We start from the raw sequence: 26,903 nt of genomic DNA, 5'->3' as shown, positions 1-26,903 counted from the left end.
TTACTCCTTTCTACTCTCTACTGAAATGGGGATGTTGACTATAATCTTCGTCCCGTGTCCTATTTTTGAGTCGATTTCCATCCTCCCTTCAAGAAGATCTACACGCTCGCGCATGCCTATCAAGCCAAAATGGGAGTTATTCTGCGCATGTACTTCCGTCTGTTCGGTCTGGAATCCAATACCGTTATCCACGATTGTAATCGTGACCGTCTCTGTCGTAAAAGCAACCTCCAGAGTAATAAAGGATGCTCTTGCATGCTTCTGTGCATTGGTGAACGCTTCCTGAACAAGGCGGAATACCCCAGCTTCCATGGCTGACGGCATTCTGACTTCTTTTCCGTTAAGCTCGAAGATCGTCCGGATCTTCGTCTTATCCTCGAAGTCATGAGCGAACTTGCGAAGTGCAGGTACAAGACCCAAATCATCCAAGGCCATCGGGCGCAGATTGAAAATAATTTTACGTATTTCCTCCAGCCCGGAACGAACCTGACCCTTCAGATCTAATAATTCGTCCTGTACCAATTGAAATTCCTTCTTTATAAGCATTCTTTCTACAATTTCTGTTCGAAGCACGATATTGGCGAGCGATTGGGCCGGTCCGTCATGGATTTCGCGTGAAATCCGTTTCCGTTCTTCCTCTTGCGCCACAATGATTTTGAGTCCAATCATCTGTCTCGTCTTCGCCGACTCCAATATGCGCGACACTTGGTTAAGGTCGCCGGACAAATATTGGAGTACTACATTAATTTGCGAGGCAATCGTCTCCGCCCGTTCGATCGACTTCTCAACATTGCGAACCCGCTTCTGCAGATCATCCCGGCGAGTTTTTAAATAAGCCTCTTTCTCCCGGTAGACCATCAGATCAAGCTGAATTTGAGTTGCCTTCTCATAGGCGGTTTTGATGTCCTCTTCTTTATATCGAACAAAGTCACGGCTAACTTCAGTCAACCGGATGCGGGCGCGCCGATAGTCCTGCTCGAGCTGGTCAACTCGTTCAATTGTGGTTAGCGTTTCTGCCAACACAATCTCGAGCTCCTGGCCAAGCGATTCCAACTCCTGACGCGCCGACTCACATATTTCGTAAATTTGTAGTTTACTGTCCTCCATAACGGAGATCGCATTTGTAATCACATTATTAATATCGACGATGTGCTGGTCCAAAACAATCGGCAACCTTTCTCAAACTCTAATAATATAAAAATTTCTCCTTATAATAGAGCTTAGAATTCTCCGGATTGAAACGCTCTTAACTATCAAAGGACGGCAAAGCCGTTTTACCTTGTAGAAGGCTATTCTCCCCTATCATAACACAGATTGGCGGCCGTTCGTCCACACCTAATCGATGGCAATCTTTTTCGTTTTGCTGTCGTAGGTGACCTTTAGTCCCAGCTTTTCGGAAAATAACCGGATCGGAATTAACGTTCTTCCGTTCTTGATGATAGGAGCAACTTCTGTCTCAGAGAGCGCGCCATTGATAATTATTTCCTTTTTGCCAATAACCATTTCAAGCATCTTCGAGCCATTCAGAACCGTAACGCGATTGAGCTTATTGTCCCATTTTAGCGTAACGCCCATCGCATCGGTTACGAAACGAATCGGTACATAAGTCGTACCACCCGTCTCAAAAGGAGCAACCTCCATTGCAATCGTTTTGCCGTTGGATACTGCCGATTTCTTGCCGATTGTCATCTCGATATGGCCCTTGGTCGGAGTTGTAGCCGTTGCGGCATATTGCAGCTTGATATTATCCAGGCCTACAGTACCTGTCGCTGCACGCTCATCCTGGCCGTCAGGCGTTGTTACTACATAAACCCGCTTAAGCTTGACCGGATAAGCCATTCCTTTGCCGGACAGATCGGCTTTTACCGATTTCCAGCCTGTCCAATCCAGCTGCTTCGCCAGATCAACAAGATGGGCAGTACCATTCGCATCGATAAATTCGGCACGCAGCCAGTTAAGGCTCTTGTCGCCGTATACATCCATAGTCATCGATACCGGCGAGCCTTCAACCGATTTGCCGGAGGTGCCATTGAACTGGGCATATACCGCTTTTGTACCGGTACCGGCACTAAAGTCATAGGAAATTTGCAGTGCTTTTCCGGACGTTTGACCCGGTATATCCGTCACCAGCTTGACGCTTCCCGTTGTGGTAGCAGCAGGCGTCACCTGTGAATTAATGCCATAATTTACATTTTCAAAGTTCTCCAGCGTCTTCTCTGAACCGCCTTGCGTGAACGGAATCATCGTCGGATAACCGTCGTAACGTCCGATCGCGTATCCTGTTGTGGCACCTTGGTTTACGGAATTAACCGTCAAAGTATCGCCGCTCGCCGTTGCGGTAAAGCCTGTAAACTCCCATTTCAGCGAATCGCCTGACAGCTTATAGGTTTTGCCGTTTTTCAGTGTGACTTTCACCGGAATGGAGACTGTCGCGCCATTCGACAATGCGCCAGCCGCCGTGTCAAGCTTCAGCTCAGCAATCTGATCCTTGCCGATGACTTCCACCGGGTAAGTCGCTGTAACCGAACCGGATTTGACTGTAATCTTCGTTGAGCCGGGCTTAGCAGCCGTAAACGTATTGCCGTTAAATGTACCTATGCCAGCGGCAGAGCCGCTCCAGGCAGCATTAGATCCGTCTACGGTGTAAGGATTATAGTACGTGTCATAGCCTTTTACCGAGAAGCTGGCCTTTTGTCCGACAAAAAGAACATTCGAACCGCTAATCGCAATGCCTTTCAAATTACCCTGTGGAGCGGTTGTGAATACCCCGATGCCGTTCGCAACACTGCGCTGTGTCGTCTCATATTGCGTGGAATGGGCAAGGCGTACCGCTGTCTCGCCAAGCGGTCTGTCGATCATTGTTGTGGAACCGCCGCCGTCCAGGTTAATCCCTTTGTATACGCCAAGCTTCACCATTACCTGCTGCAATTCTTTCAAGTTAAGACCCGTGCTGTCGCCGTAGTCCTCGCTTGTAATCAGATAGACCTTGGTGCCGTCTTTGGAGTACCCTACAGCCGAGCGGGATACGTATGACGATCCGCTGACCCCGGTAATATCGCGGGAGAAGGATGCTGCCGCGCCGTTATTTACGAGAATCGTATGACCGCCAACCAGCATCTCAAAGGACGAAGGATCTACCTTTTGACCCGTTGTTGCAGATACGAGCGAATAATCCGACGTCACCGCCTGGCCTACCTGCAGGTGTTCCACAATAAATTTAGCCGCGGTACCATGACCGCGAAGGATATAGCCGTCTGCAGGAATAGCCCCTGTTAGCGGTTTGCCTTCCGAGATTTGCTGAACAACCCCGCCCACGACCAATGCCTCCGTAGGCGTTGCAGAAGAGTTCTTAGGACGCTCTGCGCCGCCCCAGGCGCTGTTGTAGATAAACAGGGCATTGGCATGGCTGTAGTTCGATGTACCGCCCTCTGGCATATACGCAGACTGGTTGAGGCCTGTCAGGACAAAGCTCGAGCCGTCTGCGGACATCACCGTGCCGTCAAACGTAAAGCTGTCGATCGTTGGCTTACGGTCTTTTGTCACGGCAAAAGCATACATGCCTTTGATTTGCATCGGGCTGGTCATCAGCGTTCCGCTTGTAACTTGCGCGCCCATTGGCGAGCCTTCCGTTGTTGTGATGAAAACATCGGCGTTAATACCTGCAACTGCGCCGTTTTCTTTTGTCATGTTCATAACCGTATTCAGCTTGCCGATGGTGTCGTTCTTGCCGCTCATGACGTCCAAGCTTACATAAGGATTCGATAAATCTACTTCAATGACATGAATATTCGCTTTAGCAGCTTTTCCGCTGCGTGTCGTTGTCCACAGATAATCCATTCTTTGCGCGCCAGCCGTAACATAGGACTGCTGGAGAAGCTTCAGGGACGGCTGTGCCGTAGCAGCTGCTGCGGTTCCAACCTGGAGGGGATTCCAATCGAAAGAAATAGCTGACGAGACTGGTTGTGCTAGCAATGTACCACCGATTACGACAACCGCGATTTTCTTGCCTAGGCTACCCGTCTGCCGAACTTTGCTGTTATGTAACTTACTCATCGTTATAGCAACTCTCCTAATCTAATCTATTAATCTACTCATTATAGACTACTAGAAGGCAGGAAAAGTTCCGAGTATAAGAAAATCTTAATAAATTTGAGAGGGAATTACTGGAGGATGATAGGGCTAAAGTCTGGGCAAGGAAGGGCAAGGCTGCGAGAAAAGATCATTCTTCCGATCGCTGTTGCAGACGAATTCCTTGAATTTAACGATGCTATCGTTAGAATTCGCCTGCAAAGGCGAGCATTCCATTTCTCCAGAATGATCTTTTCTCTCCGCCCCTTCAACCAGTCCCCGCCCCCATCCGCCAGCACTTGTGGGGGCGGGCAGAAGGATGTTGGTCATCGCGTGGGCCTGACGCCCACTGATGACCTACTCAATCCAGCAACTTTAAGGTCCTTCTGGGACCTTAAATACCATACCACGGTCCATTTCGACCGCCTACACTACCATTCCGTCAACCTTAAGGTCCTTCAGGGACCTTAACTACCTAACCAGCTGCTCTTTCTCCGCTCTGAAGGTCCCTCAGGGACCTTAACTCCCACGCCACCGTCCATTTCGACCGCCTACACTACCATTCCATCAACCTTAAGGTCCTTTAGGGACCTTAACTGCCTAACCAGCTGCTCTTTCTCCGCTCTTAAGGTCCCTCAGGGACCTTAACTCCCGTGCCATCATCCTTCCTATGCTCACTGGACAGTAAAAAGCCCCGTCATGGCGAACATATCGCTTTGACGGGGCTTTCGATAGAGTAAGTTAGTTTAAGAGATCGACGTATTCGAGCAAACGTTTGATCATAACGATCGCTTCGGCGCGGGTGGCGTTTTTCGTTGGGCCGAAGGTGGTTTCGGTTTGGCCGGTGATTACGCCGATGTAGACGGCTTTGGCCAAATCGCTCTTTGCCCAGGAAGCTACCTTCTTCCGGTCGCTGAATTTCGACAAGTATGTCGTTTCAGACTGCGGAAGTGAAATCGTCACTGCGGCAGCCTTCGCCGCACGCGACATCATAACCGCCATCTCCTGGCGCGTAATCGGACTATTCGGCTTAAACGTGCCGTCTGTATTGCCTGTTACGATGCCTGCCTTGGAAGCAGCGCCGATATAAGCGGCCGTTACTGTACCTGAAGTTACATCCTTATACTTCGAAGCCTCGCTCCGGCTGCCTGACAGCCCAAGACCACGAACGATATAAGCTGCGAACTCTGCCCGAGTGATCGAGCTTTGCGGATCAAACTTCGTTGTTGATCCCGAACGACCTTCGATAATAAACTTGTTTGCCATCATTTTAATCGTAGAACCAGCCCAATGCGAGCCGATATCATTAAACTTCGATGCTCCGCTGACCAGTGCGTATGCACTGTTGCCCTTCCGTTTGAAGGAGACTATGTTCGTGCCGCTTTCTGTAGAGAACGTAGTCGGTACATACGACAGCTTACCGGTTTGCGGATCCAGCCATACTACCGCACTGTTGCTTGCATTTGCAGACATTAACGGCTCAAAGCTCCTTTTTACATAGCCGCCGAATTCCGATAGCGTCTTCTCCGTAGTACCATTCACAACGGATGTCTCGAACGTAATCGGCGTCGACAGAAGGGATGCCCCTGCTTTGCTGATTGCCGAAGTCAAACCGCTGGCTTTGGAGCTGCTGCCTTTTTCAATCTTGATCAAAAGATTACCGGTTGTATAACTCGATCCAATGAGAGAGGCCATACTCTTGAAGGCAAGAGCACTTAACGGAATCTCATACGAACTTGTTCCATACTGCACAACAAAGGACGCTCCGGTACTAGACCGGTATGCACTTTCTAAAACAGTCAATGGAACAGCTACTACAGCAGCTCTCTCTGAGCTTGGAACTTCAAAGACAACGCGTGCGTTGCTGATTCCCGCTCCTTTGGCCGCAGTGTAAGCCGTCGACAGCTTATCGGACTGGATCGTATACCGGGTTGTGGAATAACCAGCAGGAGAAATATCCGATGTCTGAGTCGCCATCGATGTTGTCAATCCGATACCGCCGCCATCGGCTTCTTCATACCCGCCTGGCAGGGAATCAATAAGCGTCGTCTGATTAGCAACGGTCACATTCGTAAAGCTGTTAATAATCGTCCCGTCAGACGTACGCAAGCTATTCGTAGAAGTCGCATAATAAGTAACCGTAATCGAATCGCCAACGCCAGGTGCTTTGGCAAGGGTCAAGACAACCGTATTGCCGCTAACCGTTACATTGGTTGCAGGATCCGATCCGTTATTTACCTTCACAGCGAAGTAAGCTGATGAAGGCACATAAGATGAACTGAGCGTTTTCCAGAAGGACAAGGTCAACTTGGTTCCTTTCGCAACCGCTCCGTACAACCCGTTATCCGCAGATGAACCGTTTCCTACAGATGCCGTTACGTTGCTGAATACCGAAGCTTCATTGCCGGATACATCGGCTACATTCGTATATAGCTTCGAGTAGGATACCCTTACAGTAGAGCCTGATTGGATGTCAGGGCTAACTGTAAGAAGTACCTGAGAACCAGATACGGACACCTGCGTCACACTGTACTGCGAATTGTTGACGATAACCGAGTACTGGCTTGTTGACGGCCTTCTGGAGGAATCCAGCGTTTTATTGTAATTAATAAGGATGGAAGAACCCGACGCTTCAATCGACTGTAAAGCCGGGACAGACGTATCTCCCGTACCTGTCAGTGCATAACTGCTAAAGTTGTTCACTTTGTTACCTGCCGCATCCTGCAGCGGATAGGAACCGGCACTGTAAGATACTCGAACGCTCGAGCTGGAGTCTATCGACGCATTAACAGCCAGAATAACTTTGTTCCCCGTGCTGTACACGGAAGTTGGCGTGTAATAATTGCCTCCAACATAGACACTGAACTGCGAATACGCATAGCTGCTGACCGAAGCCAGATTTTCCGAGAAGACCAGGGTCACGATACCGCCTGCTGCCGTACCGCCGGTCAACTGAGGCTTTGTTGCATCCACTGCGGTTGTCACCGTCTGTGAAGCAAGACTCAACGCCTGATTGCCTGAAAGATCACGAATGCCCAGCGTAGCAACGGATGGTTTGGTATAAGACAGCTTTACCTGCTGCCCATCAACAATTGTGCTGGACACCGTTAACGTAACCTTTGGTCCAGATACGGATACTCCGGTTACGGACCGGTATGCCCCGTCAACGGTTATATAGAAGCTGCCTGCTGTCGGAATCGAGTTCTCCATTAGATCTTCATTATAAGTCATCACTATGTTTGATCCCTTGGCTTCAAGCTTGGATATCGCTGGCGCTGTTGTGTCGCCGCCAATGGTCTTGAATGTCCATTGATATTCATTCTGAATGCCGTTAAACGCATTGCCTGCCAGATCTGTCACGGCATCCGGATCAATAACGACATAATATACTGCACCCGCCTGAAGAGCTTGATTAGGCGAAATAATCAGCCTCTTGTTATTCAGCGGATCTACATTTACCGATGTTCCAACCTGCTGTGTAATACAAAGACTGCTCGTGTTGCTGACACATTGAAGCTTAATTTGACCGTTGCCCGGCTGTACAGCTTCACTGAATGTTGCAGATAAATTCGCATTCGGATCAGCTGAGATCGAGTTGTTAGCCGGCGAAGTTGCAGCCAAAGTCGGCTTCACGTTATCTTGAGTAACCGTATATCGCCAACTGGACGAGCTTGTTAATCCGTCAAAATACAATCCTACTCCGTCTTTAAAAGCACGGCTCCCAACGGTTACGTAATACGCCGTATTGTTGACAAAGGCTTTTGCAGCCTCGCCGCCGTATGCGCTCGTTGCATCGATCGTGATGGTGTCTGTCCCGCCGCCAGATACGCGCCCTGACGTAACCGGTATAGAGCGGAACAAGCTGCCTCCTGTTACTGTTCGAATCTCGATCGTGCCGCTGTCCTGGAATACAGGCTCTGTAAACGTTAATACGAGATTACCTGTTGTTGCCGTTAGAATGCCGCCAGCCACTGGCGAAAGACTCTTAAGTGAAGGCCTTGTTGTATCATTGCCGTACCCGGTTGTAAAGTTCCATGCCGAGGCATTCGAGATCCCCGGGAAAGGATGATTCGAACCGGAATCCGTCTCTATAAATGCCCCTGCATCGACCAATACATAGTAAGACGAGTTGGCATTAAATTTTGGGTAGGATGGCAAGGTGATTATCGCCGTTGCCCCATTAATCGCAACTTGCGAAGAGCTTGTTCTAATTCTTGCAAAAGTCGTGTTGCTCTTCACATCTTTGATCTCCACATATTTCTCGGTTCCCGCCGCAACGTTATGATCAAAGGTGATCGTTAACTTATCCGTCAACACGGATACGGAAGTCGCATTGTCTGCCGGCGTGATCGACACCATATTAAGTGGAGCAAGGTCAGTGTGGAAGCTCCAGCTCACATAGGATGCTCCTCCGGCTTCTATCGCGTTACCGGCGCCATCTTGAAACGCGGTTCTTGGAATCGTAACCGTATAATCCACATCCGAATCCAGCGGCGCATTTGGCGTGATCGTAATGGTAGTTGTACCGCTGCCCTGCACCATGCTTGAGGTTACGGGAATATTTTTCGTATCCGTAACACTGCTAAGAGTCACATAGCCGCTTGACGCATACACGGGTTCATTAAATTGGATAATAACTTTGCTGTTTACAGATACTTGTGTAGCGCTCGAATCCGGAGATTTCAGAGTAATCGAAGGCCCCGTTGTATCCACAACCGCAGCCGTTCTGAAATTCCAGGTTGTTGCACTGGATATTCCCGCATAATAAGCACCATTGGACACGTTGGCAAAAGCGCCGTAATCAATCAAAACATAATAATCCGTATTTACGTTCAGTACAGCATCCGGATTAATTGTCGCGACCCGGCCTGTCGCATCAAGTCTGATTTTGTAAGAGGACAGAGGGATGCTTTCGACAATATCACTGGTGTTGTAGTTATAGATGGTCAAAACCGCTGAATCTGAGCCCTTTGTAACAGCTTCATCAAACGTCAGCGTTAGATCGCTTGTAGGTGTAATTCCTGTTGCATTATCCGCTGGACTCATGCCTGCCACCAAAGGTCCGCTTGATGCAGCATGAACCGCATTCGTATCCCCTGCCCATCCCGGCAGTAACAATTGAAGCAGTAGCAAGACGGCTATCATTACACTTAATCGGCTTCGTACTAACATTTCCCGCAATCACTCCCCAGCTAAATACACTTGTACCCTATTTGTCGGCAAATCGGCTAGAAAAATTTAGGCTGACACGGTATTAGTCGAGGAGAGTTGCAAAAAGGTTGCATCTTCCTGCGAAAAATCGCATAAGAAAAGCCCCGAATCCGAAGATTCAGGGCTTAATTTAAGGCGAGCTTACTTTACAGCAAGCGCGTCTGCTTTAAGGTTCTCTGCTTTGTCCACGCGCTCCCAAGGGAGATCCACATCTGTACGGCCGAAGTGACCATAAGCAGCTGTTTGAGCGTAGATTGGACGGCGAAGGTCCAGCATTTTGATGATGCCCGCAGGACGAAGATCGAAGTTGTTCTTGATTACTTCAACCAGAACTTCTTCCGATACTTTGCCAGTGCCGTAAGTGTCAACGTTGATCGATACCGGCTGTGCTACACCAATTGCGTAAGCCAATTGGATTTCGCATTTGTCAGCCAGACCAGCAGCAACGATGTTTTTCGCTACATAGCGAGCTGCATAAGCTGCGGAACGGTCAACCTTCGTTGGATCCTTACCGGAGAATGCGCCGCCGCCATGACGAGCATAACCGCCGTAAGTATCAACGATGATTTTGCGGCCAGTCAGACCAGCATCGCCTTGAGGACCGCCGATTACGAAACGGCCTGTAGGGTTAATGAAGTATTTTGTTTGCTCATCCAGCCACTCAACAGGAACAACTGGTTTGATAACATGCTCAAGGATATCTTTCTGGATTTGCTCCAGGGAAATTTCTTCAGCGTGTTGAGTCGATACGACAATCGTGTCTACGCGAACCGGTTTGCCGTCCACGTACTCGATTGTAACTTGCGTTTTACCGTCCGGACGCAGGTAACCCAGCGTGTCGTTCTTACGAACTTCGGACAGGCGGCGTGCAATGCGATGCGACAATGCGATTGGCAAAGGCATCAGCTCAGGTGTTTCGTTCGTTGCAAAACCAAACATCAGGCCTTGGTCACCAGCACCGATATCTTCGTTTTCCTTCTGAACGTCTTTTCCATCGCGGCTCTCAAGCGCAGCGTTAACCCCTTGCGCGATATCCGCGGATTGTTCATTAAGCGATGTCAACACCGCACAAGTGCTGGAGTCAAAACCGTATTTTGCACGCGTATAACCAATTTCTTTAATAGTACGGCGAGCAATTGCGGAAATATCGACATAATCAGCACGGGAGCTGATTTCTCCAATAACAAGTACAAGACCAGTTGCAACCGAAACTTCGCAAGCTACGCGAGCGTAAGGGTCAGCTTCGAGAAACGCGTCCAGAACAGCATCCGAGATTTGGTCACAAATCTTATCCGGGTGGCCTTCTGTAACCGATTCCGATGTAAACAAGTGACGACCTTTTACAGACATCCGTATCAACCTCCTACAGCTAGTATGAAATAAGTGCAGACATTCTACACAAAAAATGAACCTTTCCCCGTAGGAAAAGGTTGTTAGACAACTCTCTAAAACAGTATAATACCGAAAATGTCGCTTGGTGTCAACGGATACCAATTTTTGATAAAATATAAGGAAGTATAAATTATCTCTATACTGTGCTTATATTTCACCGCGAAACGTATCTTCGCCACCTTCGGAAGGCACAGCCGTTTGCGCTTAAGAATACCCGTTTAATACTTTTTCAGCTTGAGCAACAAGACGTTGCGTAATGCTTCCGCCGATCGAACCGACATCACGGCTCGTTACTTCTCTCCATTGAATACGAGTGCCGCCGCTTACTCCTCCAAGCTCATCAGCAAACTCCGTATCAGCACCTGTGCTAACGCCATGAGAAGCAAACAAACCAAGTTCCGCAGCAATCTCATACTTCATTTGGTTCAGTGCAGCTTTGCAATCTGGAACGACAACTTTGTTGGAACGACTCATAATAAGAACACCTCCATTTGAATTAGGAACGTGGCTTTATTGTGTGTCCTTCCGGCGAGTTTGAAGCGTATAACCTATTGTCAGTCCGGGCAAAATGTTCTATATCATCCATTGCCTCTGGCTTATTTGATCACGTAACTACCGCGTACAAGCAAAGTTAACGATTTGGTGTACGTTGGTGCTGTTGTCACACCGCGCCCTGCCCGAGGAAACAGGATGTGATGATTAGCAGGGATGGCTTTGCCATTCGTTAGATCTTTGCCGTCGGTCAAATCCGCTATACCATTCGCGTCAGTCGTATATACAACCGCTTTACCCGCGCGTACAACTACCTCCGTGCCTTCATTAGCGATAAGGGTCTTACCGGCAGGTACAGCCACAACCTCAAGCTTCGCGCTGGTACCGCCTGTCTCAGGCTGCTCTGAGCCTCCGCCAGATCCGGAACCTGCTTTCGCAATCTGTTCATCTACATAGCTCTTGGTTACAACCGGATCATCTGCAGAACCTGGTACTGTTGCATTTGATTCCGCTTCAAGGGTTGTCGGCCAGTTCACCCCGGCAATAATGCCTGCTCCTACAAGAACCACTGTCAATACAATCCGTAGTGCATATTTCTTCACTTCGACAAGCTCCTTTCTTACGCTATTACACAAACAAATCTAGTATCTCTTAATAAGATACTAGATTTGAATGGGATTAACCAGTTATTTCTGGACTATTAATGTTCACCGTCAAGCCAGTTGATAAGAGAAGAAAATTGGATTTCTTTGGAAAACAGCTTTTTCTTGCTGCCGTTTACGGTTTCGTAGACGTTTAATGTGTAGCTGCTCCAATACTTATTAGTTTCCATTTTTTCGCTTAAGGAGTTGTAGTTGTCCCCAATCTTCCACGTTAAGCTATTATCTGCTTTGCCTTCCAGACTAATAGTCTTCGTCCAGAGAACGTCACCTGCAGGTTCATATTCTAACTCCATGGTGAGCTTAGACTGTGTAAACCCATCATAGCTGTAATCACGCTGCACTTTGCTGCCGATGTCCAGTTCAAGTGTCTCTCCATCAGCAAATACGTTGAAGTAGTTAAAATCAATATTATAAGGTCCTACTTTAATGGCATGATTGTTAGTCAGATCTGTATTTTCTGCCGGAAGACCAAACAGAACACCACGGATATAACCAGTTGGAGTACCAGTTGCACCTTTAATGAGACCATTCGCATCAATGGCTTCACCAAGCAGCAGCTGCAATCCATCACGGCTTACGTTGCTAGGAAGCTGAGTGTATACGATAATTTGTTCTTTATTGCCTGGTGTTATAGAAGTTGCTGTCTTCTGAATGGTTGCTTCGTAGTAGTTGCCTGCAGCTGATTTGAAGTAACCCGTCCATTGCGGCATCACTTTGCTGCGTGTCTGATTATTCATTACATCCATAAACACCGCATAGGTATCAGTAGTATCACCTTTGTACGTACGCACGTCTGTCACTTTAACGCTCATCTCGGAGCCAAGCGATTTTTGCGTATACACCTTGCCTGCATCAACCGAGTATATACCTGTAATCGCGGATTTTGTTACTTCTGCTACTTGAACATCTTCCGTGCCGGACTTCTCGTTCAATTGAAGCTCGAATTTCTTCCAATTGTAGCCGTAAGGCAGTTTGCCTATAAAGCTAATGGTTGTAGAAGCTCCTGGCGCTAATCCGATGTCACCTGTATTTTTTATGGTCTGGCCATTGATCGTAATGTTCTCATCTAGCAGCATTGTACCTGTTAATTCAGGCAATGGCAGGTAGACAGACTCTTTATTCTTAATAGAGAGTTTAGCAATTACATTATCATCATTACCCCATGGCATACGCTGTACGGATTGCAATTCGACTTCATAAGTACCTTTTTCATCCGTAAATGCTTGCTTAGCTGTTCCAGGAGTGGTATCCAGCGAGAACGGAACCATAAACGATGCTACGGGCAGTTCAACCTGGCTGCTGTCTGCCCCTACTTTTTGAGTAATAACCAGCTTCCAGCCCGTTGTTTTAACGGTATTCGGAATCGATCCTGTTAGTCGAATAGAATTAAGTACAGCAGGCTCAAGCGTCAAGTTAGAATCTGCAGTGTTTTTCAGCTTCAACTTATACAAGCCGCTAGATGTTTTTAAGTAGTAGTTATACTCCGGAATGGCTACACCAATCTGGCTTGTATTACGGGCTACAAATGATAAGTTCACATTATAATAATCCTTTGTTTTGGATACGGTGTTCTGATCCACACGCATATTTACGTTAGAACTGCCGATTTTAACCGTTTTGTATCCGCCCAGTTTAATATCATTATTGTAGCCGGCAGGAAAAGTAAATGAACCAATTGTTTTCTCATAACCGGAAACCGAGAAATCGAACTTCACAAAGTTTAGAATGAGTTGATCAAGAGTAACCTTAGGCCCTACCGCACTATAGAACGTGAGAGTTGTGCTGGACTTCGGGCTGACCATTTTCTTATTAGCTTTGTCTAGCAAAGTCAGCGTATATTTCGTTCCGCTTTTGGACTTTAAGCGTGCCCAGTAATCTACAAGATTAATAGACGAGCTATCGCCGTTGTAGAATTCAAAGGTGAAGCTAGCCGTTGCGCCATTGGCACTCGGTACTATGCTGGCATCTGTCAGCTGTACATACGAAGCCTTCGTTACATACACCTTCTTGTTGACAGAAGAACTTGATGCAGCGAAAGACACCGGTATCGCACTGAGCAGCATAACAAAAGCAACGAAGAGGGATACAAGCATTGTCGTTCGTTTAAAGCTTTTCCGCATTGTCACATTCACTCCGTATAATTAGATTTACTTAAATAGACGATAATGGAATCCCATAAGTTTCGGTACATCTTAAAAATCTTTGCTTCGTCTATATCCGTAACTATATCGAATGTATGTGAACAGCATGTGAACATGTCCTTAAAAACAAAAAAGAAAGCTGAGAGCTTAAGCTCTCAGCTTTCTAGTTAAGTCAGCGAATCTTAGTAAGCAACTACTACGATTACGCCAGCTTCTTCAACGTCACCAGTGGAGGAATCGTACATATCACCAGTACCTTGTACGATAACTTTGAATTGACCGCTGCCTACACCATAGTTAGTGCCGTCTGCAGCTGCACTTACGTCAGCAAATGCACCAGTGCTGATAGTACCGTCGGATTTTTTCAGCAGTACTACTTGAGTGTTGCCAGTTACGATGTAACCAGTACCACCAGCGACGATTGTTCTCGCAGAGTTGTTAACAGTCAGAGTAGCCGCCTCAGTGTTAAACGGAGTTGTAACATCGTAAACGGCGTTAGTTGTAACAGTATCTTGCAGAGTTACGATGTCGTTTTTAGCAACGCCAGTGATTGCAGCACCAATTGCGAATGTTTTCTCTTCGCCTTTAACGTTGAGTTTAACAGTGTATGAAGTACCGTCAGCAGTTGTAACTGCGGATTGGCTAACGAATACACCTTGTACTTGTGGCAGTGTAGTAGATGCCGCACCTTTAGACTTGATAATTACATATTGAGCCACACCGTCTTTAGCTTTAACTGCTACTACGTCGTTTTTCGCAACGTCTGCAGCTTTAGCATTAGCAACTGTGTTCTTAGTAATATCAGCTGCATCGATACCTACTTTGAGGTAGATCGTGTTGTTGTTCAGAACATAGTTAGTAGTACCAACAGTCAGTTTTGTAGCAGTAGGATCAGCTGTTACAGCCGCTGCATCAGTAACTACGTCAACAGCTGCGCTTACTTGAGCAGCCGTCAAATCGATAGCACCGTTAGTGAAGCCCAGTTCTACGATAGTGTTTGCCAGAGCAGCAGCATTATTTGTAGTGTCAGCATCTTTAGTGTAGGCTGTGATTACTTTTTGGTCTTTCAAGGAGTAGTAAACTACTTTTGTCCAACCAGTTTGAACTTCACCGTCTACGATAATCGATTTACCAGCTTCAACGCTGTAAATAACCGCATATGCGCTAGCAGTTACTGCATTTGGAGTCTCGTAAGCTACAACTTCATTGTCTTTATTGAGCAAGAACGAGTACTCTGTGCCGATTGTAGGAACAGTGCCGGAAACGTTTTTGTAAGTAGTGCCGCTTACTTTAACAGTAGCAGAACCGGATTCGGTACCAGTAGCTTCAACTTTACCTGTTACAACGTTACGAGTAGCAACGATTTTAAGCGCGCTGTCAGCAGCGTTCTCAATAACGTTGATAACGTCGTTAGCTTTCAGGTCAGCCAATGTAGCATCTTTACCATTCAAAGTAATCGACGTGTTAGCGTCTACTTTAGTAGAGAAGCCGCTCTTAGCTACGATTCTGCTGTAGTTCGAGTATGCAACGATGTCAGATACAACAAGGTTGGATGCCCAGTTGTTTACGAGTACTGCTTGAACCAGACCAGCGCTGTTTTTGAAGATTTGAACTTCTTTAGCACCAGTAACAGTCAGATTGAAGTCAGCATCCAGATCAGTGTTGTTGTACACTACGAAGTCAGTTGAAGTAGTGTAAGTTGTGCCACCGATAGTGAATGTTTTCGCAGAAGCAGTTGTGCTTCTTTCGAATGTTGTTGTAGCTGGAGCAGCATTAGTAGTTGTAGTAATGCTATTGGAAGCTGCTTGTGCGTCAGTGATAGCAATAACTTTGCCGTCTTTGTTTTTCAGTACGCTTACCGAGTGACCAACCAGGTCAGCCAGTTTTTTGCCGCCAGTGATGAAGTAGTTGTCAGCAACTGCTACATCGCCAGTAACGAAAGCGATTTTTTTGTCAGAAGTCAAAGCCGAAAGCTTAACAACTTCAGTAGCGCTTGTGCCCAATTTGTTGATCAGGTATTGGTCAACTTTTGGAGTACCTGCTTGAACGTTGGATACGTTGCCGTCAGCATCGTATTGAACCAGGTTTTCGCTCAGAGCGTTTTCTGTCAGCTCAGCAACAACGCCACGAGTAGCGTTAGTGCCTTGAGCCAGTTCAACACCGCTGAACAGACCTACTTCGTCAGCTTGCAGCAATACGTTGTAAGGCCACGAACCGGACAGGTATTTATCTTTGTAGCCCAAAGCGCGAACCAAGATTGCAGTTACTTCTTCGAACTTAATTGTATCATTAGGACGGAACTTGCCGTTGTAACCTTGGATAAAGCCTTTAGCTGCAGCAGCATTGATGTAGCCTGTGTACCAAACGCCTTTTTTAACGTCTTTAAACGCTGGAGGCGTGTTAGCCATCAGGTTTGCTGCACTTGCGTTGCCAGTAGCTGTGATAACGATTTTAGCCAGCTCAGCGCGAGTGATCGTGTTGTCTGGTTTGAAAGTACCGTCAGCATAACCATTGATAATACCCAGAGCTGTCAGAGCCTCAACTGCATTTTGAACCGGTTTGCCAACTACGTCAGATGGAGTAGCTGCAAACGCAGGAACTGCCAAAGCGGAAAGCATCGAGCCAGCGAGTGCCAGCGAAATTAAACTTTTTTTCATAACCTTTTTTTCTCCTCCTCTAAATACCTTCGGTTGTTGAGAGTTTTGTGTAGATAATGAATTGCTCGTTTTTCTCATAGCCGATTCACCCCCTTCCCCGAGATAAGAGCATAAATTAGTAAAATGAAATATAAATGATGTCTGCTGCCATGCTTCAACCCTATGTAAGAACATGTCGCAGAAACTCGTAAACCTGCGAAAAAACCATATAAATATATTACTAGAGAAGACCTACCACTTTAACATTATACAATGGGCTATCCATAGCGTAAAGAGGAAGTTGAGAAATCATTCCACTTCGAGAAATAATAGTAGTCCCAAGGCACTACATGCCTCGCTATTTGCAATGTCATGTAATTAAACGCACAGCAGCTCAAAAAGTTGCGCTCAGTTCAAAAAAAGTTCTGAGTTTTTTTCGATTCGGTTGTTTTATGTATTGCTACCCTTCCCTAGGTATGTACCTAGTATAGCTTGGCCTATCAATCTCGTCGATGCTTAACATTTTCCATGGATAAACTTACTTTAGAAATTAATAGAAGAAAACTAGAGCAGTTCGGCCAAGAGCCGAGCCGCTCTATCCCATTAATTTGCGTATATTGCCGGCAATGTTTTGTTGCTCGCCATTACCTTGGAGATAAGAATAGCTGCGTCACTGCGCAGGAGCCTGGAACGAGGCTCAAACACGTAGCCGGCTTTCTTATCATTAGGATTTATCATGGAGCCTTGAATAAAGCCTTTTTTCTGAATCGCAAGAATGGACGGCACTGCATAATAGTCTGCGTTAGCGGAGTCCTTGAACGCTTTATCCAGCGCTGCCTTCGCTTTAGCCGAGTTAGTCTCCAGCTTCAAATTAAGAGCTTTTGCTAGAATAACCGATGCGTCCTGGCGCGTCAACTTGCTAGCCGGTTCGAAAGTTACCGGCTGCGTGCCCCGGATAATACCAGCCCTTGCTGCTGTCTCGATATAGCGGTAATCATAAAGCGCGTCCATATTTAAAATTGGATCAACCGGTACATCGATAAAATGCTTTGGACCTTCGTAGTTCAGAGGGATACTCAAAGCTTTAACGATCATACGAGCGAATTCCCCGCGGGATACGTATTGATCAGCGCCAAAGATACCAGTCGGGTCCTCAGCATTCATGACGCCTTTAGCGAAGATAGCCTCCATCGAATTACGAGCATAGCCGTGGTCGTTGATATCATTGAAGCCATAAGTTAGCTTGCCTACTACGTAGTAACCAAATTTCTGGAACGGCACTTTAATGGTATGCTTCTTCGAATCAACCGTACCGCCCATGTTCTCCCACACATTCTCGTAAGGATCATAACGGAATACCGTTACAATGGTTCCAGCATCCTGCGAAATACTTGAATCATAGGTCAGCGTTAAGGTTCCCGACTGCGATGGGATAATCTCTCTTCCGCTGCTGAACCGTTTGAAGAACTGCTGAGTCGTGTCTCCTTGAACCATTGCGTATGGATAAGGATCCTGTCCCGAAGTAATCGGATCATAAGCTTTCGTGCTGTCATCATCCGCCAGACCACCATCGATCCAGAAGAGCGAGCTGACTTTAATAAATCTGTCCGAGAAATATTCACTTAGATAATACGAGCCTATTCTATTCTCAGACCAATAATCTGCTGGTTGACTTCTAAATTCGTAACGATTCAATACGCCATCTGTAGGGTTGGCAATGCCGAACAGCAGCTGATTCCCGCTATAAATCTGGCTTGAGTTGCCGCTTGTCGAATTATACGAAGGTCGGATCAGCTTTGTGTTTCTCGGGAATGTCAACGTAAGACTGCTATCAAACACTTTATGAGAACTTGCCATCGTTTCCGTATATTGTGCTCCAGGAATTTTCGCTGGTTCATAATTAACGGTTAGGGAATCAGAAATTTTATCCTTGCCGCGAGTAATAACAATTGGGATTGCTGTTTCTTTATCGGCTTTCAAGCCCGTTACACGAACTTTGTACGCCTCGATAGGTGCTGGTGTTACTGGATCCTTGCTATAGTCAAGATACGTTACCTTCTTGGCAGGCAGCTTGTTAATAGTCATGGAATCCGCGCCAGGGGAAGCGATGATGACATCCACAAAGTTAGAGTTCAAATTCCGTTCTTCTGTTACAGGTGCAAGTACCGTGTAAGGAATGGCAACCGGATCGACTTCGAGACGATAAGTCGCGCGAGGCCCGGCTTCACCGGTATTAAATACCGTAAACGTATAAACTTGCGAACTGCCGTCCTCAGGTATTTCTTGATCCTGCATAATGAAGTAGAAATATTGGTTAGTTACATCGTAATACACCTTGATGCCGGCAACTGAACCACCTGTACCTGAATTAATAGGTGCACTGCCAACGGCTTTGCCATTGAGAGTTGGTGTGAATTCTTTCGATAAATCCCATTCCACGTCCTTAACGAAGTTAGGAGAACTTACTCTCAAAATATAATTAGTGAGCAAACTATCATTGGTCGTGGGAATCCCGTCCGGGTCCTTCAGTTCAGCCATTTTGTTCGCAATTTCTACCGTATCGTCACCAAGATCTACAAAGTCGAACGTACCGTAAACATTCATTCGAGCTTCTTTCGTTTGGAAAATACTCGATACATTCGTAAAGTTAGGATCGCTTGCAAGTGGCTCCTGCAGATTTATACTGTACGGATATATGCCGTCGGTATTTGCAGCCGGAATTGAAGGCAAATTAGTCGGAACAATATTGACTTTAACGGTGTTCTCATAGTTGTTTTTAGCCGTTTTATATACGATTTTGAAGGTGTTTTCACCAGTTTTGTTCAAGACACCAAAGGCTGTAGATTTAACCGTGTCAACATCGACACCGTTATTGTTCACAATCTTTGAAGCAAGTTTAAACTTGGTCTTTGTTGCAGTTCCATCTTGAATCAATGGAACCTCTACGTTATTAATATAGAAGAAGACCGATTGTGGCTTTGTTGCCCCTAGAGTACTTGGATACACAATCTCGTCTTCATTGGCGATATTCATCAACTGTCCGGCAAAATTGCCAAGTTGATTAAAAATATAAGTAATACCGTCATTTACTTTCATTGTCGTATCGTAATTTATCTGCATGCCATTATACAATTTGTCATACTTCACGTATGGACCATACAACAATCTAATAGATGCTTCTTTCAGTGCAGCATTGCCCGTTACTTTGAAATACAGCTTTTGAGTACCTGCGGTTGGCAACTTCGAAATCTCCATAAATACGCGCAGGAATGGAACTGAAGTACCATTCACGTTTCGGTACACAATTTGATATTCCGTATCTTGACTGAAGCTTATGCCTGAGGAAGAATTCAACGCTTGTCCAGCACTGTTAACCAGAGCAACAATGTTGGAATAGTTCGTTCCCATGGAGGTGTAGTTGCCGATCAAAACTTCTACACCCATTGGCAGCGAGTAAATGTTCGCATTCTCGATATCAGTACCTTCGAGTACTTGAAGCTGCGGTAAGTTCCCCTTCATACCCGCTGTATAACCAGTCAGGTAGTTGACATCATAGATATACGGAAGCGTGCTATTATGAAGCGTCAGTGTGTAGGTGCCTGATTGCTGAGATTCTGCCTCTACCACATTATTACCTTGCATTTTGAAACGGTAAGGTGTCTCATAAGCAAAGCCCGATGAACCAGTTGTACCAATATTGAACTTAAACGAAACTGTAATGTATTTCGTCGTTTGCGTAATCGAATCTTTGTCTGGGCTTACGCCTATGATATCAGCCGCAACTAACTGATAATTTGTTCCGTTTACCCATTGCGGCAAATATTGAAATTGGCTAGCAAGATTGGCAAAGTCCGCTACATTCGGCGTATACGCGTTGCTTGCATATTTAACCGGAATAATCGCTTTACCCGAAAGCGTCAGCGTCTGGCCAGCAGAAACAGACAGATCAGACGTTTTGTCCAAATCGATGGAAGTTGTTCCATCTGTTACGGACATATCGTAGAAGGTCGAAGAACCGTTATAAAATGCAATTTCTCTTATTGTCTCTACGACTTGGCTATTATTGTACACGCGAATTGTTACAATATTTTTGCCCGACTTGATGTTTAATGGCGAAGCAACAAAATTGTAGTCCCCGGCATCAGACACATTATATTCATAGCTCTTGCCGTTTACAATAACCGCAACTTTTGTAGCGTTTGGAGCTTTACCGCTAATGGATATATCTTCGCTTGTTTTGCCGTCGGACAAAGCCGATTGCAGAACCGTTGTTTGATCCTCCAAAATCGGGTAACTTGTACCGCGGATCGTAGCCGCCAAGTCATAAAGCATTGGGCTGTTGCGGTATTCGATGTAGATCGATTCGCTGACTGTCGAAGTACCGTAGATCCCCTTAAATGTCAGTTTGTTGAGACCCGGATACAGCTCCACGTTTGAAACGGTAATGTTATTTCCGCTCAATGTGACATTAGCCGTTTGATTCTCAATGGAATTAACAACGGTCTCTGTATTTCCGTTGACCGAAACGTTATAAACGCTGTAACTGATTGAATTACCTACTACATTATTAATCGTACCTTTAAGCGTCACGCGCTGGTCAGTTGTAATTCTTGCACTAGCCGCTGAGTACTGTTCATTATTAAACAAGAAGTAAGTTCCTGCCGCAGAAGCTTTGTGCGGTGTACCAAACGGCGGCAGCAGCGTAATTAGAAGCGCCAGTGACAGCACAAGGGATAATAGCTTTTTCAAAACGATGTTCCTCCTTTATATAATGGCTGTTAGCGTAATAAACAAAAGTATGGTCGACTGTTCCAACTGTTTGACATTGCAATTAGGGGTCGATAACACGGCTATACGTCTCGATTTACTTCCTCCCTCGTCCGCTTCAGATGAAGAATAGTTCTGTACTGTTGTTATCGGTCCTTTAGCCCCAAAATGTTAGTCCAACCGGCAGATTGGAATTATAAAGAAATTTTAATAAAACAGAAAAAGGGTTGTCCTCATCGGACAACCCTTTGGTCTAACCTATATAAGATAATAGCCTATTATTTCGAGCTTCTTGCATCGACCTTCGAGCGAAGCACGCGGTTCAAGAAGTTAATGAGCGGACGACGCGACTTGTCTACGATACCGATCAGCTCCGCACCAATCTGAAGGCTGAAGATTACCAGACAGATCACGATAAACGTAATCCAGTTTGCCGCGGAAGATTGGACAACCGTTGATTGCAGGATCGCAAAGCCGCCGAACACCGCAGCCACACTCCAAATGATAAGAACCGTCTTGCGGTGGCTGAAGCCAAGCTCTTGCAAGCAGTGATGCAGATGTCCTTTGTCCGGCGCAAAGATCGGGCGCTTGTTCACGAGGCGACGGATAATCGCGAAGAACGTGTCGGACAACGGTACGCCGATGATAAGCAGCGGAGTTACGAAAGATACGATCGTAATCTGCTTGAAGCTCGTCATCGAGAGCATCGCCAGGCAGAAGCCCAGGAACAAGGAGCCCGAGTCTCCCATAAAGATTTTGGCCGGGTGGAAGTTGAAGTACAAGAATCCAACAATACCGCCAAGCAGCAGAACGCTAAGCAGGATAATCGGTACATTGCCCATGATGATCGCCATCACGAGAATGGTGCCAATCGCAATAGCGGATACGCCGCCTGCCAGCCCATCTAGACCATCGATCAGGTTGATCGCGTTCGTAACGCCCACAATCCAGAAAATCGTAAGCGGGATGGATACCCATGCTTCAATCGGCTGCATCGTCGCGCCAAACGGTACGTTCAGCAGGTCGATCTTGATACCAAAACCGAATACGACTACGCAAGCCGCAGCGATTTGGGCAACGAGCTTCACCTTAGCCGACAGCTCGAAGCGGTCGTCGAAGGCACCAATAAGGATAATGATCGTACCGCCAACAAGAACGGCGCGGATCAGATTCGTTCCTTCATGGTTCAGCAACCCGTCCGGAATAAACGGCATAAGAATGAGAAATCCAATTGCAAAAGCAAGATAGATCCCGAGACCACCCATACGAGGCATAATCCGCGTATGTACTTTACGGTGATTCGGTTTATCGATCGCTCCAACCTTGAAAGCGAATTTTTTAACAAGCGGTGTCATAACCAAAGCTATTATTAAAGATATGATAAATCCTAGTGTGTACAGTAAGCCTGCTGGCATATTGTGCAGCTCCCCTTTTTCTTTCTACCGAAGTGAATTATACTCCGACAGAAGAAGAAACTCCAAATCCCGTTTTCACTTGTTTTCAACGGTTTTGGGAGGTTATTACGTAGTAGAGCGTGGTTTCTTGACGTTTTCTTTATCGCGAACCACTTTCACGACGAATTTCGGCAATACCAACATTCTTGGCAGCCTTTTCGGCTCCTGTAATAACCGGTAAAACCACTCCAAACGCAGCTTCTGGAACAGGATTGGCGCTCTTTTGAGCTTGCCTGCAACAATATCGAAACTTCCTCCAACTCCCATAATAAACGGGACTCCAAGTTGCTTCTTATATTTGGCAATCCAAGGCTCCTGCGTTTCCGCGCCTCGTGCCACAAACAGTAAATCCGGTGCTGCCTGCCGAATCGCTTCGACTACCTCGGCGTCCTGATCGGCGCCAAAATATCCGTCGCGATAGCCTACGATGCGAACCTGCGGATATTGCAGCTGCAGCTTTTCGGCCGCTGCTTCAATCACTTCCTGCGAAGTGCCGAGCAAATAAGCTGTCCATTTCCGTTTTTCGCCCTCTTGCATAAGACGATGCAACAGGTCAAAGCCCGTTACGCGTTCTGTCACCGGCGTGCCAACATAATTGGCTGCCCATACGACTCCCGCACCGTCAGGTACGATAAGCTCGGCTTTTCTCATCATCTTGTAGTAATCCTGGCTCTCAACCGCCGACATTACCATAATCGGATTAGCCGTAATGACATGCGTCTGGCGCTTCTGTTCAATTGCTTCTGTTAGGTAGTTGACCGTCTCGTCCATGCTCATCTTAGAGAATGGAATTCCGTAAATCGGCACCGTTGGGACTTGTTTCGACAAGTGAAAATCACCTCGATATGGTATGACGCAATAACTGCGCGATTTGTTGCGCCGGTTGCTGCGATTGTTGCCTTAATCGTTCGATCGCTTCGCGATGCTTCTCTTTCCAGCCGCTTATGTCGTCCAGCAATTGCTCTGCGCTGTCCGCAAATGCGCCCGGATCGAGCTGCTCGGTCGTACCGACCGCCGCAAGACCAAGCCGGTGAAGGAACTGGTCGATCTTCGGATCGTACGATAAGCCAAGCATCGGAACCATCTGGTTCGCTGCGTAGATGAGCGCGTGCAGGCGCATGCCCAGCAGCGCGTCGCAGCGGCTTACCTCCAGCAGCATTTGCTGGGGGTCATCGCCAGGGGCGGCCAGCTCGGCCGAGCTTCCTTCGGCCAGCCTGCCGCTGAGCCGTTCCATGACCAGCTTCGATGCTTCAGCATCGTCCGGCGTATGGAACGGAAGGAACCGCAGCCGCACCGGGCGGCGGCTGGCAAGCTCGGCCAGCGCGTCTGCCGCGCGGCCAAGATCGGCGCCGTCCTTGCGCCAATGCCGCAAGGACACGCCCAGCACGGGCACAGCCGCCGCATCATCGGCGGCTTGCGCCCGCCCCGCTGCCGCGCCAGCCGGCAGCGGCAGCCCCATTACCGGATCGGGTACAACCTCGATCCGGCTGTGCGGCACGCCAATCCGCTTAAGCAGCTCAGCGGATTCGGCGTCCCGCACCGACACATACGCGCTCTTCCGCATGCTCGAGCGGATGAGCGGATCCATCCAGCGCCGGGTTACCGGCCCGATCCCTTGCGAATAAATAAACGTCGGCTTGCCAAGCCATTGGGCAAGCTTGATGATTCCGGTGTAATACGGAATCGTCTTCGAGCTTGTGGCATCCTGCAGCAGGCTTCCGCCGCCGCTGATCAGCCCGTCGCTCGTACGGAGCGCGTTCAGCAGGTCCTTCGGATGCATCCTCCGGACGGCCTCCACGCCGTACATGCGGCTTGTCCAGTCCGGGTCGGCTGACAGCACGACCGGCTGGATGTGAATGCCGGCGGCTTCGCCTTGCTCGGCTAATGCGAGCAAGATCGACCGAAGCACCGCTTCATCACCGCTGTTGCGAAAGCCGTAATAGCCGGAGATCACTATTCGGTAATTTTTCTTATCAGTCCCGGTGACCATTTACGCCATACCCCTTCCAGCACTTGCCACACGCCAATCAGGATCAAACCGATGATCGCGCCGAGGCCAAGGCCAAGGAATACGCGGATAATCGAGATATACAGCGGCGTATGAATATGAGCGAACGTATCAACCATCGACAGCTGCCCGATCGAACCAACGATAATGAATACCCAAGCTACGCGGTAACGAAGCGCCAGGAACAATCCAATTAATAACAGCGGATGGGACAAGAGGAATTCCTTGCTCCGCGGACGAACGCCAAACGTTTGCTCCAGCCAGTTACGGAACGTCAGTTCCAGGGATGAAGCAGAGCCCTCATTGCCGGTACGCGACAGGTAGTACATGCCTACCACCGCAATAACGACAAACGCGATGACCATAAATACCGTAATCGGCATATTCGCTACCTTACGCAGACGGCGTACAGGCGAATGGCCGGTGTAGAGCAGCACGTAGATTGCGGTTAAGCCGATTGGCGCCAAATGAAGCAGGCTCACGCCGCGGAACTGCTGCAGGACCATGCTGTACGTAATATTGTTCAGAAGGCCGAAAACAAAAGGCACGGCCATCAGCGAGATAAGCGCGGTAACGACGAACCAGGTGATTGCAAGGCCAAGACGGCGTCCCACCGTCAGACCTTCAAATATCCATTTACCTTCTTCCGCCGTACCAGCTCGTCCATTCCAGGCGGTCCCGCCTACTGTGCGGAGGCTGCCTTCGGTTCGCGCATATACGCGGTTCATGACCCAGACCAGGGCAAGCGTAGGAGCGCTAATGCCTGCTCCAAGCGCCAGCGCCTGCTCGGCGAGCGCGCTGTTGATCTGGAACAGACCGGCCGCCCCAATCAATCCGATCAGGAACAGCGCAATGAGCGTGCCCGGGATAAAGACATTAATAAGAAGGGCAATCAGAGCAACGGCGCCTGCCGCCACGACCATCTTAAGCGGCTTCGCATAAGAAGGATGCTTCACATCAAACGGCTGAGCCAAATTTGGAGAGAAGCCGGCATCTGTCAGTTTCTGAACCAGGCCGTCTTTGCCCTTCATTGTGATATACAAGTTGTCCAGTCCGCTTACAACTGCCGATTTCTCCGTGCTTGTCTGCACGCCAGCATTCATGAAGAACATCCGGATGTTGCGGTCCTTCGCAGCAAGCAGGAAGCGGTCGGTTAATACTTCCGGCGACTTGCCGATAGCATCTTCAGCCGACAGCGAATAGAGGCGTACAATATTATAGTTTGTAATAAATGCTAATTTATTTATGCCGGACTGAGGTTTTTTCAAATTCTCAATCGTAGCGATCCCCATGCCATACTTGTTGAGCAGCTCTGCGAACGAATTCAGGCTTCGAAGCTCGAATTGATCCTTGTAGCCCTTCACCGTTGCACCGTCAAACAATACGCGAGTAACGCCAACCTCCTTCAGACGAGCAAGCTGCGCATCTGTAGCTGCCTCATCATAAGGCAGTACGCGGTCAGAGAATCGAGCCAGAATATGAAATCCTTTGTCATGCAGGGACTGCAAGGTCATCGGATCGAAATCCATCGGCTGCAGCAGCACTTCCTGCAGAGGCAATTCAATAACAAGGCCATTACGTCCGTCAAAAGACCAGGGACGGTAGACCGCGCCTGCACGATCCATCGCTTCACGGACGATTGGACCGATCTGCTCTTCCTCCTGCGGGCCGCTGAAGAGAACGTAGGAGAAGTTCTGCCCTACAGGCTCCAGCTTGTTTTGGAGCAGTGCGATATCCTTCGAATTATAATATTTCAAGCGGCCGGACTGGGAGAGCTCCTTCATGGAGCTCTCGTACAGCGACATCGTTGTAATGCCGACGGCTTTCATTTTGTTCAGCTGCTCATCGATATACTGCTGCGGGCGTGCCTGATAGTCCGAGATCTCTACCAAGTCGCGATAATCGAATACATACTCCACGGACTTCGAGGAGGCTTCCATGTCCATTCGATTCATCCCGATGGGCAGTGCGGCGATTGCGCCAATAATTGCAATTACCCACAGCCAGAGTATCGCTTTGCGGTTCCATTGCTGCCAACGTTGAAGCACAATAATCCTCCGTTCAACTCTTTA

At 47.7% G+C, this 26,903-nt stretch carries 13 protein-coding genes; all 13 read right to left on the bottom strand.

The genetic code is table 11. The annotated features are described in order from the left end of the window. Positions 1-1,161, bottom strand: a complete 1,161-nt coding sequence (locus tag BM200_RS27035) for a sensor histidine kinase (RefSeq protein WP_091190147.1) — start codon at positions 1,159-1,161, stop codon at positions 1-3. Between the two features lie 174 nt (positions 1,162-1,335). Then, positions 1,336-4,053 (bottom strand): stalk domain-containing protein, encoded by a 2,718-nt coding sequence (locus BM200_RS27030; RefSeq protein WP_091189991.1) that lies wholly within the window; start codon positions 4,051-4,053, stop codon positions 1,336-1,338. A 756-nt stretch (positions 4,054-4,809) separates the two neighbouring features. Continuing rightward, positions 4,810-9,240 (bottom strand): Ig-like domain-containing protein, encoded by a 4,431-nt coding sequence (locus BM200_RS27020; RefSeq protein WP_091189988.1) that lies wholly within the window; start codon positions 9,238-9,240, stop codon positions 4,810-4,812. A 180-nt stretch (positions 9,241-9,420) separates the two neighbouring features. After that, complete coding sequence (gene metK, locus BM200_RS27015) at positions 9,421-10,629, bottom strand: methionine adenosyltransferase (RefSeq protein ID WP_091189986.1); 1,209 nt, start codon at positions 10,627-10,629, stop codon at positions 9,421-9,423. A 246-nt stretch (positions 10,630-10,875) separates the two neighbouring features. Next, positions 10,876-11,145 carry an alpha/beta-type small acid-soluble spore protein gene (locus BM200_RS27010; protein WP_091189985.1) on the bottom strand — a complete coding sequence of 90 codons (270 nt, stop codon included), beginning with the start codon at positions 11,143-11,145 and terminating at the stop codon, positions 10,876-10,878. Positions 11,146-11,267: 122 nt separating this feature from the next. Next, positions 11,268-11,765, bottom strand: coding sequence for a hypothetical protein (locus tag BM200_RS27005; protein ID WP_091189983.1), 498 nt, complete (start codon positions 11,763-11,765; stop codon positions 11,268-11,270). 98 nt (positions 11,766-11,863) lie between these two features. After that, the gene (locus tag BM200_RS27000) at positions 11,864-13,945 is read right to left on the bottom strand and encodes a hypothetical protein (protein WP_091189982.1); all 2,082 of its coding nucleotides are present in this window, start codon (positions 13,943-13,945) and stop codon (positions 11,864-11,866) included. Between the two features lie 203 nt (positions 13,946-14,148). Next, the gene (locus BM200_RS26995; protein ID WP_175533041.1) at positions 14,149-16,701 is read right to left on the bottom strand and encodes an S-layer homology domain-containing protein; all 2,553 of its coding nucleotides are present in this window, start codon (positions 16,699-16,701) and stop codon (positions 14,149-14,151) included. A 504-nt stretch (positions 16,702-17,205) separates the two neighbouring features. Continuing rightward, positions 17,206-21,351: an S-layer homology domain-containing protein gene (locus BM200_RS26990; protein WP_091189979.1), complete on the bottom strand. Its 4,146-nt coding sequence runs from the start codon at positions 21,349-21,351 to the stop codon at positions 17,206-17,208. Positions 21,352-21,647: 296 nt separating this feature from the next. Then, complete coding sequence (locus BM200_RS26985) at positions 21,648-22,784, bottom strand: glycosyltransferase family 4 protein (RefSeq protein ID WP_091189977.1); 1,137 nt, start codon at positions 22,782-22,784, stop codon at positions 21,648-21,650. 105 nt (positions 22,785-22,889) lie between these two features. Beyond that, a complete protein-coding gene (locus BM200_RS26980) occupies positions 22,890-23,651 on the bottom strand; it encodes a WecB/TagA/CpsF family glycosyltransferase (RefSeq protein WP_091189976.1) in 762 nt (253 codons plus the stop codon). 7 nt (positions 23,652-23,658) lie between these two features. Continuing rightward, the gene (gene csaB, locus BM200_RS26975; RefSeq protein WP_091189974.1) at positions 23,659-24,813 is read right to left on the bottom strand and encodes a polysaccharide pyruvyl transferase CsaB; all 1,155 of its coding nucleotides are present in this window, start codon (positions 24,811-24,813) and stop codon (positions 23,659-23,661) included. Next, positions 24,777-26,879, bottom strand: coding sequence for a DUF5693 family protein (locus BM200_RS26970; protein ID WP_091189973.1), 2,103 nt, complete (start codon positions 26,877-26,879; stop codon positions 24,777-24,779). Before BM200_RS26970 ends, csaB begins: the two co-directional genes overlap by 37 nt. Between the last annotated feature and the right edge of the window lie 24 nt (positions 26,880-26,903).

It is taken from the genome of Paenibacillus catalpae, assembly GCF_900112695.1.
Lineage (GTDB): Bacteria > Bacillota > Bacilli > Paenibacillales > Paenibacillaceae > Pristimantibacillus > Pristimantibacillus catalpae.
The sequence above is the reverse complement of the archived record's forward strand: the minus strand, read 5'-3'. Positions and strand labels throughout refer to the sequence as shown.

Bases quoted from the DNA above. Each gene is read 5' to 3' on its own strand.
- BM200_RS27030 (WP_091189991.1), bottom strand. From the start codon at position 4,053: ATGAGTAAGTTACATAACAGCAAAGTTCGGCAGACGGGTAGCCTAGGC.
- BM200_RS27020 (WP_091189988.1), bottom strand. From the start codon at position 9,240: ATGTTAGTACGAAGCCGATTAAGTGTAATGATAGCCGTCTTGCTACTG.
- metK (WP_091189986.1), bottom strand. From the start codon at position 10,629: ATGTCTGTAAAAGGTCGTCACTTGTTTACATCGGAATCGGTTACAGAA.
- BM200_RS27010 (WP_091189985.1), bottom strand. From the start codon at position 11,145: ATGAGTCGTTCCAACAAAGTTGTCGTTCCAGATTGCAAAGCTGCACTG.
- BM200_RS27000 (WP_091189982.1), bottom strand. From the start codon at position 13,945: ATGCGGAAAAGCTTTAAACGAACGACAATGCTTGTATCCCTCTTCGTT.
- BM200_RS26995 (WP_175533041.1), bottom strand. From the start codon at position 16,701: ATGAGAAAAACGAGCAATTCATTATCTACACAAAACTCTCAACAACCG.
- BM200_RS26985 (WP_091189977.1), bottom strand. From the start codon at position 22,784: ATGCCAGCAGGCTTACTGTACACACTAGGATTTATCATATCTTTAATA.
- csaB (WP_091189974.1), bottom strand. From the start codon at position 24,813: ATGGTCACCGGGACTGATAAGAAAAATTACCGAATAGTGATCTCCGGC.